Origin of the sequence: Erythrobacter sp. KY5 (assembly GCF_003264115.1) — a bacterium.
GTDB lineage: Bacteria > Pseudomonadota > Alphaproteobacteria > Sphingomonadales > Sphingomonadaceae > Erythrobacter.
Genome location: NZ_CP021912.1, coordinates 1,424,084 through 1,438,124, shown reverse-complemented (window position 1 = coordinate 1,438,124; position 14,041 = coordinate 1,424,084). Strand labels below are relative to the sequence as shown.

The following is a 14,041-nucleotide window of genomic DNA, read 5'->3' as shown; positions in this document are numbered from 1 at the left end:
TTACTTCTCCTTTTTCTTGTACATCGCGAGCATACGCTGCGTGACAGCAAAGCCGCCAAAGATGTTGATGCTGGCCATCACCACCCCGGCAAGCCCCAGATACTTGGCCACCGGATCGGTCGACTCTGCCGCCGCGATCAGCGCGCCAACGATAATCACCGAAGAGATCGCATTGGTCACCGCCATCAGCGGCGTGTGAAGCGCCGGTGTGACCGACCAGACCACGTAATAGCCGACGAAACACGCCAGCACGAAGATCGAGAGAATGCTGATGAAATCCATTTGATCAGGCTCCCTTCAGCCGTTCGCTCACAACTTCGCCGCCCTTGGTCAGGCGGATCGCGTCGCCGATCTCTTCGTCAAGTTCCGGCTTGCCCGCCTCCTTGTCCCAGAAAGCGGAGAGGAAGTTGAAGTGATTGCGCGCGAACAGCGCCGATGTGTCGGCGGCAAGGTGCGCAGGCGTGTTGGCATAACCCATGATCTTGACGCCGTGGCGCTCGACCATGTCGTCGGGCTTTGAGCCTTCGACATTGCCGCCTTGCGCAACGGCCAGATCGTAAATGACACTTCCCGGCTTCATCGTCGCAATCTGTTCATCGGTGATGAGCACCGGCGCGGCGCGTCCCGGGATAAGCGCGGTGGTGATCACGATGTCCTGCTTGGCGATGTGTTCGCTCACCAGCTTGGCCTGGGCGGCCTTGTATTCATCGCTCATCTCGGTGGCGTATCCGCCCGCGCCTTCGCCTTCGATGCCCTCGACATCGGTCACGAAGATCGCTTTGGCGCCGAGGCTTTCGATCTGTTCCTTGGTGGCGGAGCGCACGTCGGTCGCGGAGACCTGCGCGCCCAGACGCCTCGCGGTCGCAATCGCCTGAAGCCCTGCGACCCCCACACCCATGATGAAGCACTTCGCTGCCTGCACGGTGCCGGCAGCGGTCATCATCATCGGAAAAGCGCGGCCATAAGTGTCGGCTGCGGTCAGCACCGCCTTGTAGCCGGCCAGGTTCGACTGGCTCGAAAGCACGTCCATCGACTGCGCGCGCGTAATGCGCGGCATGAATTCCATGCTCAGGGCCTCAAGCCCCGCCTTGGCATATGCCTCGACCAGATCGCCGTTCTGGAACGGGTTGAAGAGCGCCGCCACCCATGCACCGGGTTTCGCGCCATTCAGCAGTTCTACGTCAGGAGCCTGAATGCCGAGAACGATGTCCGCATCCTTCACCGTCGATGCAAGATCGCCGGTGGTGGCCCCGGCATCGCCAAAAGCGTCATCGCTGATGGAGGCATGCTCTCCCGCGCCTGATTCGACAGCGACTTGCGTACCTAGAGCGATGAATTTCTTCACCGTCTCGGGCGTCGCTGCCACGCGGGTTTCCCCGGGGCTGCGCTCCTTCAGAACTGCGATTTTCATATAGGGTCGGGTTTCCTTATGGCGCGATCAGCGTGACGACGAAAAGCGTGATCACGGCGATCACAGGCACGATCCACTTCAGCGATCCCATGAACCTGTCATAGGTCGAGCGTGCCTTGTCCATGTCATGCGTGCTCATTCTTGCGTATCCCTTTGCAAAATGTGCGGCGCGCCCCTTTCCAGGTTCGATATGCCGGATTGCGATCCCGACTGACCAAAGCGCGCCAGTTAGCGATTGGTTCGGTATCCCGTATCGAAGCAAGCGGTGTTGCTCAACCCACCTTCGCGACAACGGCCTGCAAAAGCGCGCCGAAATGCGACACCCGCAATTCCCGCTAACAGCCTTAATTCAGTCTTTACCTGAGCGCCTTAAACCATCGGAACGTTTCACCCCGGGACGATTGCCGGGGGCCGGAGGAATCAAAGGCTCGCCTATGTCACACGCGGATGCGCCAACTGATAGCGTGCCGGTCTCGGGCGCAGCCGGAGCGCAAGCGCCTCAGGCAGAGCAGCAGGGTGCCACCCGCATCGTCATGCTGATCGACGATGAGCCCGCGCAAAGCCGCCTGATCACCGCCATCGCAGCCCGAGAAGGCTGGCGCACCGTTGTTGCTGGCGACGCTGAGACCGCGATTGCCATGCTCGGCACGCGCGAAGGCATGCAGCTTTCCGCGATTCTGCTCGACCAGTGGGTTCCGGGCGATGATGCCTGCACGCTTATTGCCGAGCTCAAAGAACGCCGCCCTGCTCTGCCGATCCTCATGCTGACGACGTCGGCTTCCCCGCTTCTGGCGGTCGAAGCCATGCGCGCGGGCGCCAGCGATTACCTTGTAAAGCCCGTCTCGCCCGACCGCCTGATGGAAGCCCTTCGCGCTGTCACCACCAGAGAAGCGCCGCGCGACGAGCTTGCTCCCCTGACCGAGAAGATGTCGGCGACCCTCGATTTCGACGCGATGATCGGCACCGCTCCCACATTCCGCACCGCGTTGGCGCAAGCCGCGAAGGCGGCACGCGGCCACGGCCACGCGCTGATCCAGGGAGAGAGCGGAACCGGCAAAGAGATGCTGATGCGCGCAATGCACGCAGCCTCTCCGCGCGCCAAGGAGAACCTGCGCATCATCAATGTTGCCAGCGTTCCCCCCAATTCCATCGAGTCGGTGCTTTTCGGCCACGAACCCAACGCCTTTCCCGGAGCGTTTGATCGCCAGATCGGCGCGCTTCAGCATTGCGATGGCGGCACTCTGGTGCTCGACGAGGTCGACCGGCTCAACATGGCGGTACAGACCCGTCTGCGTGACGCGCTTGAGACAGGCATCGTTCGCCCTGTCGGAGCATCGCATGGCTTTCGGGTAGACGTGCGCATCCTGTCGGCTGCCAACAGCAACCTTTCCCAGATCGTGGAAGGCGGACTGTTCGACGAGATCCTTGCAGAGCTGTTGGGCGCTACGCGGATCAAGCTTCCGCCCCTTCGCGAACGCACCGGTGACATCCCTGCCCTCACCCGCCATTTCCTCCAGCGGATCGGCGAACAGCCGGGCCTTACTCACCTCTCGGTCTCAGACGGCGCGCTTGGGCTTCTGGGTGCGTTCGACTGGCCGGGCAATGTGAGGCAGCTTCAATCGGTCCTGTTCCGCGCTGCAGTCTATTGCGAAGGCGACACGCTGACCGCAGACAGTTTCCCGCAGCTTTCCGAGTTGCTGGGCGAGCTCGAAGCATGCGACAGCTCGCACCTGCACGAAGGCGTGGGCGTCATGCTCTACACCGAAGACGGCAACCTGCGCCCGCTCGAGGATATCGAGGCCGACGTCATCCGCCTCGCCATCGGCCACTATCGCGGCCGGATGACCGAAGTTGCGCGAAGGCTCGGCATCGGGCGCTCGACGCTTTACCGCAAGCTATCCGATCTGGGCATCGACAACGCGGCGTGACACGGGCTGCTTGATCGCAGTCACCGCCGCGTCTAGCGCTTGGTGCCATGACTACTCTTCAAGACTTCACTGGGCGCACCGCGCTCGTCACTGGCGCTTCATCGGGGATCGGTGCGGCGTGTGCGAAGCTGTTGGCGCAGCGCGGGGCGGCGAAGCTGATCCTTGTCGATGTCGATGAGGATGGCATGACCGCGCTGGATCTCGATTGCGAGGTGGAAGCCATCACCGGCAGCGTTGCCGACGAACGGCTCTGGATGGACCTAGCGCCCAGCCTCGAAGGCCTCGACCATGCTGTCGTCAACGCTGGCATCGGCGGCTTCGGAGCGATCGCCGACCTCGAGTTTTCCGAGTGGCGGCGCGTGATGAACGTCAACCTCGACGGCGCCTTCCTGACCCTTCGCGCCGCGCTCAGAGCCATCCGCGCAAACGGCAAGGACGAAGGCGGCAGCGTGGTCATCACCGGCTCTTCAACTGGCGTGAAGCCCGTGCCCGGCATCGGCCCTTACGGCCCTGCCAAGACCGCGGTGGCGCACATGGCGCGCATTGCCGCGATGGAGAACGCCGAGGCCGGCATCCGCGTCAACGCCATCGCACCCGGTGGCGTCGACACCGCCATCTGGGAGACAGGCGAGGACTTCAACCGCTCGGTCGAGGCCATCGGCCGCGACAAGACCATCTCGCGCATGGCCAAGACCACGCCTTCAGGGCGCTTCGCCTCCTCCGAAGAGATCGCAGGCACGATCCTCTTCATGCTCTCAGACGCCGGATTGAATATCACCGGCCACGTCCTCGTCAGCGACGGCGGCTTCACGCTCTGACGCTTACCAGCTGACGGTGCGCGTCACCCGGACCTCACCCTCGCTCCCGCGCATCGACATGGTGAAGGTGCGAGCGTTCCAGTCGATGTCGACGAGGCCGAAGTTCTCTTCCGAGATGAAGTCGGTCACGCGCTTCGGATCGGGTTCGCGCGCGGTGTTCCGCTCGGTCGAGGAGAACGCGTAGTTAAGCGAGGAGCTCGTCAGCTCCCAGATCTGCTCACCGCCTGCGGCTTCGGGTACATCAGTGTAGATGCCGCCCGCGTGGCGGTCGCCCGACAGCAGCACCATTCCGCTCTCTTCGCGCGCGGCCAGCATGCGGTACAGCTTCTCGCGCTCAAGCGGCAGGTTCTCCCAGTTCTCATAGTCATGCGCGTCGGTGATGACCTGTACGGATGACGCGATGATGCGGAAGTCGGCGGGCTTGGCGAGCTCCTGCTCAAGCCACTTCCACTGCTCTTCGCCCAGCATCGTCTTGGCCCAATCGTCGCTTGGCGCGTAGGGCCCGAGCGGTGGGCGTTCGAGCGTATAGGGCAGGCGCGCAAGGTCGGAGCGGAAGTAGCGCGTGTCGAGCACGATCACCTGCGTCCGCTGGCCCTCTTCGCCGAACATCGCCGAATCGTAGACGCCGGGGCGCGACTTCACTGCGTCCGACGATCCCCAGAACGTCTCGAAGATCGTCTCGGCCCAGCTGCGGAAGGCGAAGCTGCCGCCCGCATCGTTCATGCCGTAATCGTGGTCGTCCCAGGTCGCCATCATCGGCACCTGCCGGCGGAAGGCGGTGAGTTCGGGCGTGTTCGCCTGCACCCGGTACGCCTCGCGCAAGGTTTCCAACGTCGCCTCGCCGGTCCAGCCGTTGTCGCCATAGTTGTTGTCGCCGATGAACAGGAACAGCTGCGGATTGGTCTCGGCAATCTCGCCCCAGATGTCCTGCGGGCGCAGCTGGTGGTTGCAGCTGCCGAAAGCGAGGCGGGTGATGGTGGTGTCCTCGCTCAGCGTGGCGCCAGCGGGCGCGACGGGCAGCTCGATGCGGCTTTCCAGCTTGTCATAGTATGCCGCCAGCAGGTCTTCCGGGTAGATCGGCACGTGCCCGTCGCCATGATGATGGGCGTGCACCGCTGCGTGAGAGCCTTCCATATGGGCATCGGCCATCAACGGTGCAGCGGCGAGCGCGGCGGCAGCGGTTCCAAGCGTGAGAAGCGTCATGGTGCGCATCGGGTCGTATCTCCTGTTCGTGTGCCAGCGCCTTTGCCGCGCCAGCGTGACTCTATTGCTACAAGGTGCCGGTCACAGTGGCGGCAGTTGGGTGAAGTCGGTCAGCGCCGCATCGCGCATCCCGCGCCAGACATTGCGCGCCTGCACCGTCACGGGAACGTCGTGGACGCGCAGCATGTGCGCGCCTGCATCCATCGCCTTGACCGCCAGCGCGATCGACCCGCCAAGCCGCTTGTGAGCAGGCTCCTCGTTCGAAAGCGCGCCGATCATCCGCTTGCGGCTCACACCTACCAGCAGCGGACTGCCGAGCGCATGGAACAGCGGCAGGGCGTTCAAGAGCGCGAGGTTATGCGCGAGGGTCTTGCCAAAGCCGATGCCGGGGTCGAGCATGATCCGCTCTTCCGCAACGCCGCCCGCAATCGCGGCTTCGCGCACCGATCTGAGCGTGTCGAACACCTCGCTCACGATGTCGCCGTAGTCACCGCCGTCCAGCTTGTCTTTGGCATGCAGATCGTCGCCCGCCCCCGGCGCGTGCATCAGCACCACCGGGCAACCGGCACCCGCGACCAGTTCGACCATGCGCGGGTCATAGCGCATGGCGGACACGTCGTTCGCCATATGCGCGCCTTTGGTCAGCGCTGCCTCCAGCACGCCTGCGCGCCGCGTATCGACGCTGATCGCGGCCCCCATGCTCGCGCAGTATTCGACCGCAGGGGCCACGCGCTCGATCTCGTCGCCTTCCCAAGTCGCAGCGCCGCCGGGGCGTGTGCTTTCGCCGCCGATATCGATGATTGCCGCCCCCGCCTCCAGCATCGCGAAGGCGTGAGCGCGGCCCGCATCGGGCTTTTCGAGGAACTCGCCGCCATCGCTGAAGCTGTCGGGCGTTACGTTGAGCACGCCCATCACCTGCGGCTGGTCGAGGCGCACGGTGCGCTCTCCCAGTTGCAGCGGCGCGTGAACCAGTTGCAGGTTGGCCCATTGGCGTTCGGCCTCAGATGCCAGCTCGCCGCCCGGTTCCGAAAGCGCCTCTGCCGCCTCGCGCATGCCAAAGACGCGGCGATGCGTTACCGCCCCGCCCTCGCGCACGATCAACGCAAAGCGCGCGGCATAGGCCATCGTGCCTGCCAAGCGGATTGCCGCACCGTCTTCGGCCTGTGGCCCGGTGGCGAGACCGATGGGCTGAACATAGACGCGAGCGCTCATGCGACACCTCCAGATGCGGTGATGTTGGGAGAAGTGGACCGCATGTTACACGGTCCAGGGCGAAAACGGCCAAAGTGTAACCCTGGGCGGGCAAAGTGTGACCTTGAGGCCCATTTGTGTGACCTTGGGGCGCAAAACCGTAACCCTTGATCGCCAGAAAATGACACGGCCAGCCCGGCGCTTGCGATTGCCAACTGCGCTATCCTCATGAAGCTCATGGCAAAGCCCTTAGCGCGCGAAGGCCATGTAGGACAGCCACGCGGGCTGCGAATTGCCCAGACTTGATACGGAAAGGGCCGCGCAGCGCTGCACGGCCCCTGAAGCTCTTCGGAAAGGTGCGGATTGTCCCGCTTTAGAAGCGTATCCGAACACCTGCGGTGACGAGCGATTGCTGGCTTTCGACTTCAAGCGATCCCGGAAGCAGCGTCAGCGGAATGTCAGCTTCGTCGGTCATCTGGCGATAGGTATACTGGCCGAACAGCTCCACCCCGGAACTGACTTCGAAGCTTGCGCCAGCCATCAGCTGGTACGTGATCGCGCCGTCATCATCATCTGCCACCGCAAGGCCCGATGGCTGGTAGTCGACGTCGATCATCTGATAGCCGATGCCTGCGCCCACATAGGGGCGGAAATTGCTGCCCGTTTCGAAGTCGTAATAGACGTTCGCAAACAGGCCATAGGTCCGAACATCGCCGCGTCCGTCTGCGAGGACTTCGCCGACAGTCGCATTGGTCGGACTTGCAGCGGTGCGCGTCAGGATTGCGGAATCGACGCCGCCGATATTCGCGCCGCCAATCTGGAGATCGCGGTGGCTGCCAACGTCATAGCGTGAATAGACGCCCTCGGCCTCGATGCGGATGCCGTTTTCGAATGCGTAGCCGACCTGCCCTGCAATCGTATAGCCGTCGTCGAAATCGGTCACCCACTGAAGTTCGGCACCGGCGGGGATCGCTGCAAAATCATTCGTCGCCGGGACATCGGAATCAAGCTCACCTTCATTGGTGCTGTTGCCCGGCAGGCTCACACCGCCGCTTACGCCGACATAGGGGCCGGGTTCGGATTGAGCCGCCGCGGGAACGGCAATCAGAGCTGCAAGAGCGACAGGAATGATCGAGAGCTTACTTCGGTATTTCATGGCTTTCCTTTTCTTGGGCCTTCTGTTTGGCCTTCTGTTTGGCCAAGCACACGCATCGGCAATGAAATGCGCGGGGAGTTTGCGCTGGCTACAAAGAAGGATGCCGAAAGGTTGCAAATCAGCACGACGACCCGTGCATCCTGGGCGATGACGAACGCGATTGCTTAGGGAGCGTTGCCGAGGGTGGACGGCCTTACCCTTGAGCGTGCGCTGCCCCGTTTGAACCGGACCGAAAGTCGGCCGGGATCGGGCAATTCGTGCACGCGCTTCCCTTGCACAACCGGCACAGCGTCCGGCGTTCGAGGAATATGTGGTTTTCGATACGGCAGTCTTGTCAACCGCCGCTTTGGACTAAGCGCGCTCAGTCTTCGTTAGCGAGGCGGTAGAGTTCGCGGGCGGCATCGACCGGCTTGATCTCTCCGCCATTTTCGTAGTGCCAGAATGTCCAGCCGTTGCAGCTGGGCGCCTCTTGCAGATCCTTGCCAAGCCCGTGGATCGAGCCAACCTTGCCCCCGCAATCAAGCGACCCGTCGGCGCGCACGGTGGCGGTCCAGCGGCGCTTCTTGTCGAACACCTGCGTGCCCGGCGGGATCAGGCCATTTTCCACCACCGATCCAAAGGCAACGCGCGGGGCGGACTTCTTGGACTGCATCGTGGTGAGCGCGCTTTCATCGAGCGGCAGCTCTTTCTCGATCCGCTTCATCGCAACGCCGCGATAGAATTCCTCACGCTCGCAGCCGATCCATTCACGGCCAAGGCGCTTTGCAACAGCGCCGGTCGTGCCGGTCCCGAAGAACGGGTCGAGCACCACGTCGCCCTTTTCGGTCGTTGCGAGCAGCACGCGGTAAAGCAGCGCCTCGGGCTTTTGGGTCGGGTGGGCTTTCTTGCCGTTTTCCTTCAGGCGCTCCCCGCCCGAACAGATCGGCAGCACCCAGTCCGAACGCATCTGGAGCTCGTCATTCAGCGTCTTCATCGCGCGGTAATTGAAGTGATAGCGCGCCTTTTCACCCTGGCTCGCCCAGATCAGCGTTTCGTGCGCGTTGGTGAAGCGCGTGCCCTTGAAATTGGGCATCGGGTTGGTCTTGCGCCAAACGATGTCGTTGAGGATCCAGAAGCCCAGATCCTGCAGGATTGTACCGCAGCGGAAGATGTTGTGATAGCTGCCGATGACCCACAGCGAACCATCGGGCTTCAGAACGCGTCGCGCTTCGGCAAGCCAGCTGCGCGTGAATTCGTCATAGGCGCGGAAGCTTTCGAACTGGTCCCAATGATCGGTCACCGCATCGACTTCGCTGCCATCGGGGCGGTTGAGATCGCCGCCCAGCTGCAAATTGTAGGGCGGATCGGCGAACACGCAGTCGACCGAATTGTCCGGCAGCGAACGCATGGCCTCGATACAGTCGCCATCGAGAATCTGGCCCAATGGCAATGACTTGCGCGCATCTTCTGAGACTCTTTGAGAGCCTGCGCTGCGCAGCTTCTGTTTTTCCATTACGCCCATTGGTCTGCCTTCGAGTGATAGTGTTCGCCAAACTTATCCACAGGCATGAGTCCTCACGGACTCCGCGTCAAGCGCTGAGATTCTGAGGACTTATGGTTAATGCTTGGTAAACGCTCGCAAGCGAAGGCGGAACGAAACGAGACCCCACTAGATGTTGAGTCCGGGCTGGCTGCGCGGACTCCAGATCGGGTGGTGTTACCCTAAAGACTCGGCTGTCGCCTCAATTTCGATCTCGTCAGAGGCCGCCGCTTCGGGCGCACTGAACAGCAGGAAGGTGTTGGCGACAAACGCGACCAGCAGAACCGCGCCGAGCGCCCTTCCGATTTCCTTGAAGAACCACAGCACCGCCAGCAGCCCCACCGCGCTCGCCGTCAGCAAGGCCATCTGTAGTCCGACAAGCTCCTGAGGCAGCGCAAAAGGCGCGATGCTCATCGTCGCCCCGCCGATCAGCAGGATGTTGTAGATGTTGGAGCCAAGCACGTTTCCGATGGCGAGGCCCGACTTGCCGCGAAGCGCCGCCGCAATCGATGCGGCGAGTTCTGGGAGCGAGGTTCCGATTGCCACCACGGTCAGGCCGATCACCGTTTCAGGCACCTTGAAAATCGTCGCCAGCGAAATTGCGCCTGTCACCAGCGCGTTTCCTCCCGCCACAAGAATGCCCAAACCCACCAGAAACAGGGCCGACGCGACGACGATACCGGTTGGCTTGTCCGAGGAATCCTCCTCTTCGACCATGGCTGCGCCCGGATGGCGATAGCGCCACACGATATAGACGAGGATCCCTGCCAGAAACACGAACCCGACCCAGCGCGCGCCGATCTGGGACCATGCCAGTGCCCACAGGAGCAGCGTCACACCCAGCGCCACGACCGCATCGCGCCGCCCTGTCCCGATCAGGGCAATCGGCATGACCAACGCCGACACGCCGAGGATCAGCAGCGTGTTCGCAAGGTTCGAGCCGACGATATTGCCCCACGCAATCTCGGGAGATCCCGCAAGGCTGGCCTGAACGCTCGCCACCATTTCAGGCATCGAGGTCGCAAAGCCGACGATGACGAGCCCGGTGAACAGGGTCGAGACGCCCAGCTTTTGCGCAATCCCGACCGATCCTCGCACCAGCAGTTCGCCACCAATCGCTAGGCCCACAAGGCCCGCAATGCTCAACAGGATCGCTTCAGTCATGCAGCGGGGCCTAGGGCCAGAGCTTCGCGATCACAATATGAATCAGAGTAAGCTTGCCTGTGCGACCGGCGCAAAACTGTGGCGGTGTAAGGGCGTGGGACCATGCAGGCGTAACGCCTCCATATGCTCCCTGGTTCCGTAGCCCTTGTTGCGCTCCCACCCGTAGGCAGGATGGCGCTTGGCCGCTTCGATCATCATCCGGTCGCGCCATTCCTTGGCAATGATGGACGCGGCTCCGATTGCCGGTTCAATCCCGTCCCCGCCGACAATAGCGCGCGCAGGCCAGCGCCATTCACCGCAGCGCCGCTCGGGCGTCTGGTTGCCGTCGATAAGGACAATATCGGGTGCGCCGGGCAATTGCGCGGCCAGGTCGCGCACGCAGCGTGTCATCGCCTCCATCGTCGCCTGAAAGATGTTCAGATGATCGATCTCGTCCGCCTCGACCACTGCGACCGCCCATTTGCAGCAGGCGCGCAGTTCCTCGTCGAGCGCACCGCGCCGCTTGGCCGATAATTTCTTGGAATCCCCGATCCCTGCGGGTAGTCCCTCCCCCAGCACAACCGCAGCTGCGACCACCGGTCCAGCAAGCGGCCCACGCCCGGCCTCATCGACCCCGATGGTGATGGACCGGCTATCAGACGCCTGATTGAGAGATTGAACCATGAAGACCTTTGCTCAGATGACCGCCGGATTTTCGCTCAGCGCTCTCGCACTCGCAAGCTGTGCGCAGGCGGAAAGCGTGGAAAGCGCCGCTTCGGCAGGCGCGGATGGCATGTCGATCACCGAGATGGCTGATATCGAACAGCCTTGGGCAATCGAATTCGCGCCGGGAACCTCGGTCCTTTTCATCACCGAAAAGGAAGGCACAATGCGTTTCATCGACACCGCCGCCAATGATGGCGCGGGCCGGATGGGTACGGTTACAGGTGTGCCGGAAGTGGCCTTTGGTGGTCAGGGCGGCTTTGGCGATGTGGCCTTCCTTGAGAGCGAGGCTTCCGCAACGTTGGACACGCGGACGATCTATCTGAGCTGGGCGGAGTTCGGCGACGACGAAGACACGCGCGGCGCAGTCGTGGGCCGGGGCCAGCTTGTCTGCGGCGAGGCCGACAGCTGCAACATCGAAGGTCTCGAAGTGATCTGGCGTCAGACACCCAAGGTCACCGGGCGCGGCCACTATTCGCACCGCATCTCTTTCTCGCCCGACGGTCGATACATGTATGTCGCTAGCGGCGATCGCCAGAAGCTGACGCCTGCTCAAGACCTCACCAACACGCTCGGCACCATTGTGCGCCTCAACCTTGACGGCACACCTGCGCAGGGCAATCCGTTTGCCGATCAGGGCGGCGTGACGGCTGAGATCTGGTCTTATGGCCACCGCAACATTCTCGGCATGGATTGGGATGCGCAGGGTCGCCTTTGGGATGTCGAGCACGGCCCGGCTGGCGGCGATGAGTTCAACCTTGTGGCTGAGGGCGCAAATTACGGCTGGCCCACGCGCTCCTACGGCAATCACTACAATGGCGACCCGATCACCGATCACTCGCCAGACGATGGCTTCACCAAGCCCGCCGTCCACTGGACCCCGGTGATCGCGCCGGGCGACATGATCTTCTACACCGGCGACATGTTCGCGGACTGGAAGAACGATGCGCTGATCGCGGGCCTTTCCAGCAACGCCATCGTGCGCGTTGAGCTTACCAGCGATGGCGGCGCGGTCGAGGCGGAGCGAATCGACATCGATGGCCGCGTGCGCTCGCTCGACCAGGCACCCGACGGTTCGATCTGGCTGGCAACCGATCAGGGCAAGGTGATGAAGGTCAGCATGTAATTGCTCGCCTTGTTGCAGGCCGCAGTCACAGCGAGTAATCGCGCCGCTCGATGAGCAACGACACCGCCACCCTGATTCCGCTGAGCGCGGTTGAACCGGCCATGGTCGAGCAATTGCTGGACCGCGTCTTCGGTGGGGATCGCCATGCGCGCACCGCCTATCGCATTCGTGCGGGCATGAACTGGCTCGAAGCCTTGAGCTTCGCCGCATTGGATGCCGACGACATGCTGGTCGCGACGATCCAGTGCTGGCCGGTGGCACTCCATGATCGGGAGGGACGCCCTGTGCCGCTCGTCATGGTGGGGCCGGTTGCTGTTGTGCCCGAAAGGCAGGGCGAAGGGTTCGGCGTGGGCCTCATGACCGCGATGCTCGATGCAGAGCGCCGCATGGCCGCCGACGGCGCGCCGCCGCTGGCGCAGGTCCTGATCGGCGATGCGGAATATTATGGCCGCTTCGGCTTCAGCGCGGCGGCGACCAGCGGATGGAAATGCCCCGGCCCTTATGAACAAGAGCGCCTGCTTGCGCGCGGCGCAGCGCTGGGCGCAATGCCGGCGGAGGGGATGCTGGGGCCGTGGGGTAAGTGAAAGAGCGCGGATGCGGGTGCGGTAACAAACACCCCTTCACTACATGGCGCTGATCTGCCATCGCACGCTGCGATGCCCTACGAACCCCCTCCCTATCTCGCCGAACTCACCCTTGCCCAAATCGCCGAGCAGGTGGCGCAGCGAAAGTTGCCCCCGGTCGAAGGCTGGGCACCGCAGAAATCGGGCGACAGCCAGATGCGCATCGCAGCGAACGGCACATGGTATCACGAAGGCGATCCGATCCGTCGCCCCGCCATGGTGCGCGCCTTTTCAGGCCTGCTGACCCGCGATGAAAGCGGCCAGCACTGGCTCGTCACCCCGTTTGAAAAGCTCACCATCGAGGTCGAGGACGCCGCCTTCATCGCGGTCGATTGCACCCGGACCGAAGGCGATCTCGCCTTCAGGCTGAACACCGACGACCTCGTGATCGCAGGCCCGGACCATGCGCTGCGTGTCGCTGGCGATCCCGACACGCCCGCCATCTATCTCCACGTCCGGCGCGGTTGCGAGGCGCGGCTCAACCGTTCGACCTACACCCAGCTTGCCGAAATCGCGCTTGAGACCGGCGGAGATGACTGGATCGTCTCAAGCCAGGGTGCGCTCTTCTCGCTGAGGGGCTGAGGCGTTTGGGCGAGCTTTTCGACACGCTCTCGTCGCTGTTCGAAGAAGGCCATTCGCACGACGTCGATGGCCTTTTGACCGACGCGGCCTTCGCGCAGACCGAACGTCAGACACCGGCCGCAGTGCTGATAGCGATTACAGAGCGCGATCGGCCCGGCGTGCTGCTGACCCAGCGCCCCAACGATATGCGCGATCATCCCGGCCAAGTCGCCTTTCCCGGCGGCAAGGTCGACAGAGGCGAGGACGTGGTAACCGCCGCCCTTCGCGAAGCTGAGGAGGAGCTCGCTCTGCCCCGCAGCGAGGTGCGCCTGATCGGCACCACCGATCTCTACCAGACCGGAACGGGCTTTGACGTGACCCCGGTGGTCGGCGTCGTCCCGCCCGATCTGCCGCTCGAACCCAGCCCATCCGAAGTCGCCGCATGGTTCGAAGCGCCGCTCGACCTTCTGCTCGACGCTGAAAACTGGTCCATGAACGAGGTCTTCTGGCGCGGGAAGATGCGGCGCTATCTGGAGATGGATTACGACGGCTTTCGCATCTGGGGCGTCACCGCCGCGATCATCATGAACCTGTCGAAACGCATCGACGCCTCTCGCCTGCGGTGAGCGCAGGGTCATT

15 protein-coding genes are annotated in these 14,041 nt (G+C 63.1%); 6 read left to right on the top strand and 9 right to left on the bottom strand.

Features of this window, described 5'->3' with window-relative positions; all coding sequences use genetic code 11:
- Genes CD351_RS06770 through CD351_RS16020 form a run of 3 tightly spaced genes read right to left on the bottom strand, consistent with a single transcriptional unit; the run spans nucleotide 1 to nucleotide 1,550 of the window.
- Nucleotides 1-282 carry an NAD(P) transhydrogenase subunit alpha gene (locus CD351_RS06770; RefSeq protein ID WP_007163450.1) on the bottom strand — a complete coding sequence of 94 codons (282 nt, stop codon included), beginning with the start codon at nucleotides 280-282 and terminating at the stop codon, nucleotides 1-3.
- 4 nt (nucleotides 283-286) lie between these two features.
- Complete coding sequence (locus CD351_RS06765) at nucleotides 287-1,411, bottom strand: NAD(P) transhydrogenase subunit alpha (RefSeq protein ID WP_111991891.1); 1,125 nt, start codon at nucleotides 1,409-1,411, stop codon at nucleotides 287-289.
- A gap of 16 nt (nucleotides 1,412-1,427) precedes the next feature.
- Nucleotides 1,428-1,550, bottom strand: a complete 123-nt coding sequence (locus tag CD351_RS16020; RefSeq protein ID WP_007163447.1) for a hypothetical protein — start codon at nucleotides 1,548-1,550, stop codon at nucleotides 1,428-1,430.
- 394 nt (nucleotides 1,551-1,944) lie between these two features.
- Here CD351_RS16020 and CD351_RS06760 point away from each other — a divergent pair, with 394 nt between their 5' ends.
- Together CD351_RS06760 and CD351_RS06755 are read left to right on the top strand one after the other, a co-directional pair.
- The gene (locus CD351_RS06760) at nucleotides 1,945-3,339 is read left to right on the top strand and encodes a sigma-54 dependent transcriptional regulator (RefSeq protein WP_111993636.1); all 1,395 of its coding nucleotides are present in this window, start codon (nucleotides 1,945-1,947) and stop codon (nucleotides 3,337-3,339) included.
- Between the two features lie 47 nt (nucleotides 3,340-3,386).
- Nucleotides 3,387-4,157, top strand: coding sequence for an SDR family NAD(P)-dependent oxidoreductase (locus tag CD351_RS06755; RefSeq protein WP_111991890.1), 771 nt, complete (start codon nucleotides 3,387-3,389; stop codon nucleotides 4,155-4,157).
- A 3-nt stretch (nucleotides 4,158-4,160) separates the two neighbouring features.
- On the opposite strand, the gene CD351_RS06750 is transcribed toward CD351_RS06755, so the two are convergent.
- From CD351_RS06750 to CD351_RS06725, 6 genes are all read right to left on the bottom strand, one after another.
- Entirely contained in the window at nucleotides 4,161-5,369 is a 1,209-nt protein-coding gene (locus CD351_RS06750; protein ID WP_111991889.1) for an alkaline phosphatase D family protein, read from the bottom strand.
- 72 nt (nucleotides 5,370-5,441) lie between these two features.
- Nucleotides 5,442-6,572, bottom strand: a complete 1,131-nt coding sequence (gene folP / locus CD351_RS06745) for a dihydropteroate synthase (protein ID WP_111991888.1) — start codon at nucleotides 6,570-6,572, stop codon at nucleotides 5,442-5,444.
- Between the two features lie 352 nt (nucleotides 6,573-6,924).
- Complete coding sequence (locus CD351_RS06740) at nucleotides 6,925-7,707, bottom strand: outer membrane protein (RefSeq protein WP_111991887.1); 783 nt, start codon at nucleotides 7,705-7,707, stop codon at nucleotides 6,925-6,927.
- Nucleotides 7,708-8,068: 361 nt separating this feature from the next.
- Nucleotides 8,069-9,199 (bottom strand): site-specific DNA-methyltransferase, encoded by a 1,131-nt coding sequence (locus CD351_RS06735; RefSeq protein ID WP_369880804.1) that lies wholly within the window; start codon nucleotides 9,197-9,199, stop codon nucleotides 8,069-8,071.
- A 204-nt stretch (nucleotides 9,200-9,403) separates the two neighbouring features.
- Entirely contained in the window at nucleotides 9,404-10,390 is a 987-nt protein-coding gene (locus tag CD351_RS06730) for a calcium/sodium antiporter (protein WP_111991885.1), read from the bottom strand.
- Nucleotides 10,391-10,432: 42 nt separating this feature from the next.
- Complete coding sequence (locus tag CD351_RS06725) at nucleotides 10,433-11,053, bottom strand: ribonuclease HII (protein WP_111991884.1); 621 nt, start codon at nucleotides 11,051-11,053, stop codon at nucleotides 10,433-10,435.
- Here CD351_RS06725 and CD351_RS06720 point away from each other — a divergent pair.
- From CD351_RS06720 to CD351_RS06705, 4 genes are all read left to right on the top strand, one after another.
- Entirely contained in the window at nucleotides 11,052-12,218 is a 1,167-nt protein-coding gene (locus tag CD351_RS06720) for a PQQ-dependent sugar dehydrogenase (RefSeq protein WP_111991883.1), read from the top strand. The genes CD351_RS06725 and CD351_RS06720 overlap by 2 nt on opposite strands.
- A 50-nt stretch (nucleotides 12,219-12,268) precedes the next feature.
- Entirely contained in the window at nucleotides 12,269-12,802 is a 534-nt protein-coding gene (locus tag CD351_RS06715) for a GNAT family N-acetyltransferase (protein WP_111991882.1), read from the top strand.
- A gap of 72 nt (nucleotides 12,803-12,874) precedes the next feature.
- Entirely contained in the window at nucleotides 12,875-13,423 is a 549-nt protein-coding gene (locus tag CD351_RS06710; protein WP_111991881.1) for a DUF1285 domain-containing protein, read from the top strand.
- A gap of 5 nt (nucleotides 13,424-13,428) precedes the next feature.
- Entirely contained in the window at nucleotides 13,429-14,028 is a 600-nt protein-coding gene (locus CD351_RS06705) for a CoA pyrophosphatase (protein WP_111991880.1), read from the top strand.
- The last annotated feature ends 13 nt before the right edge of the window (nucleotides 14,029-14,041 follow it).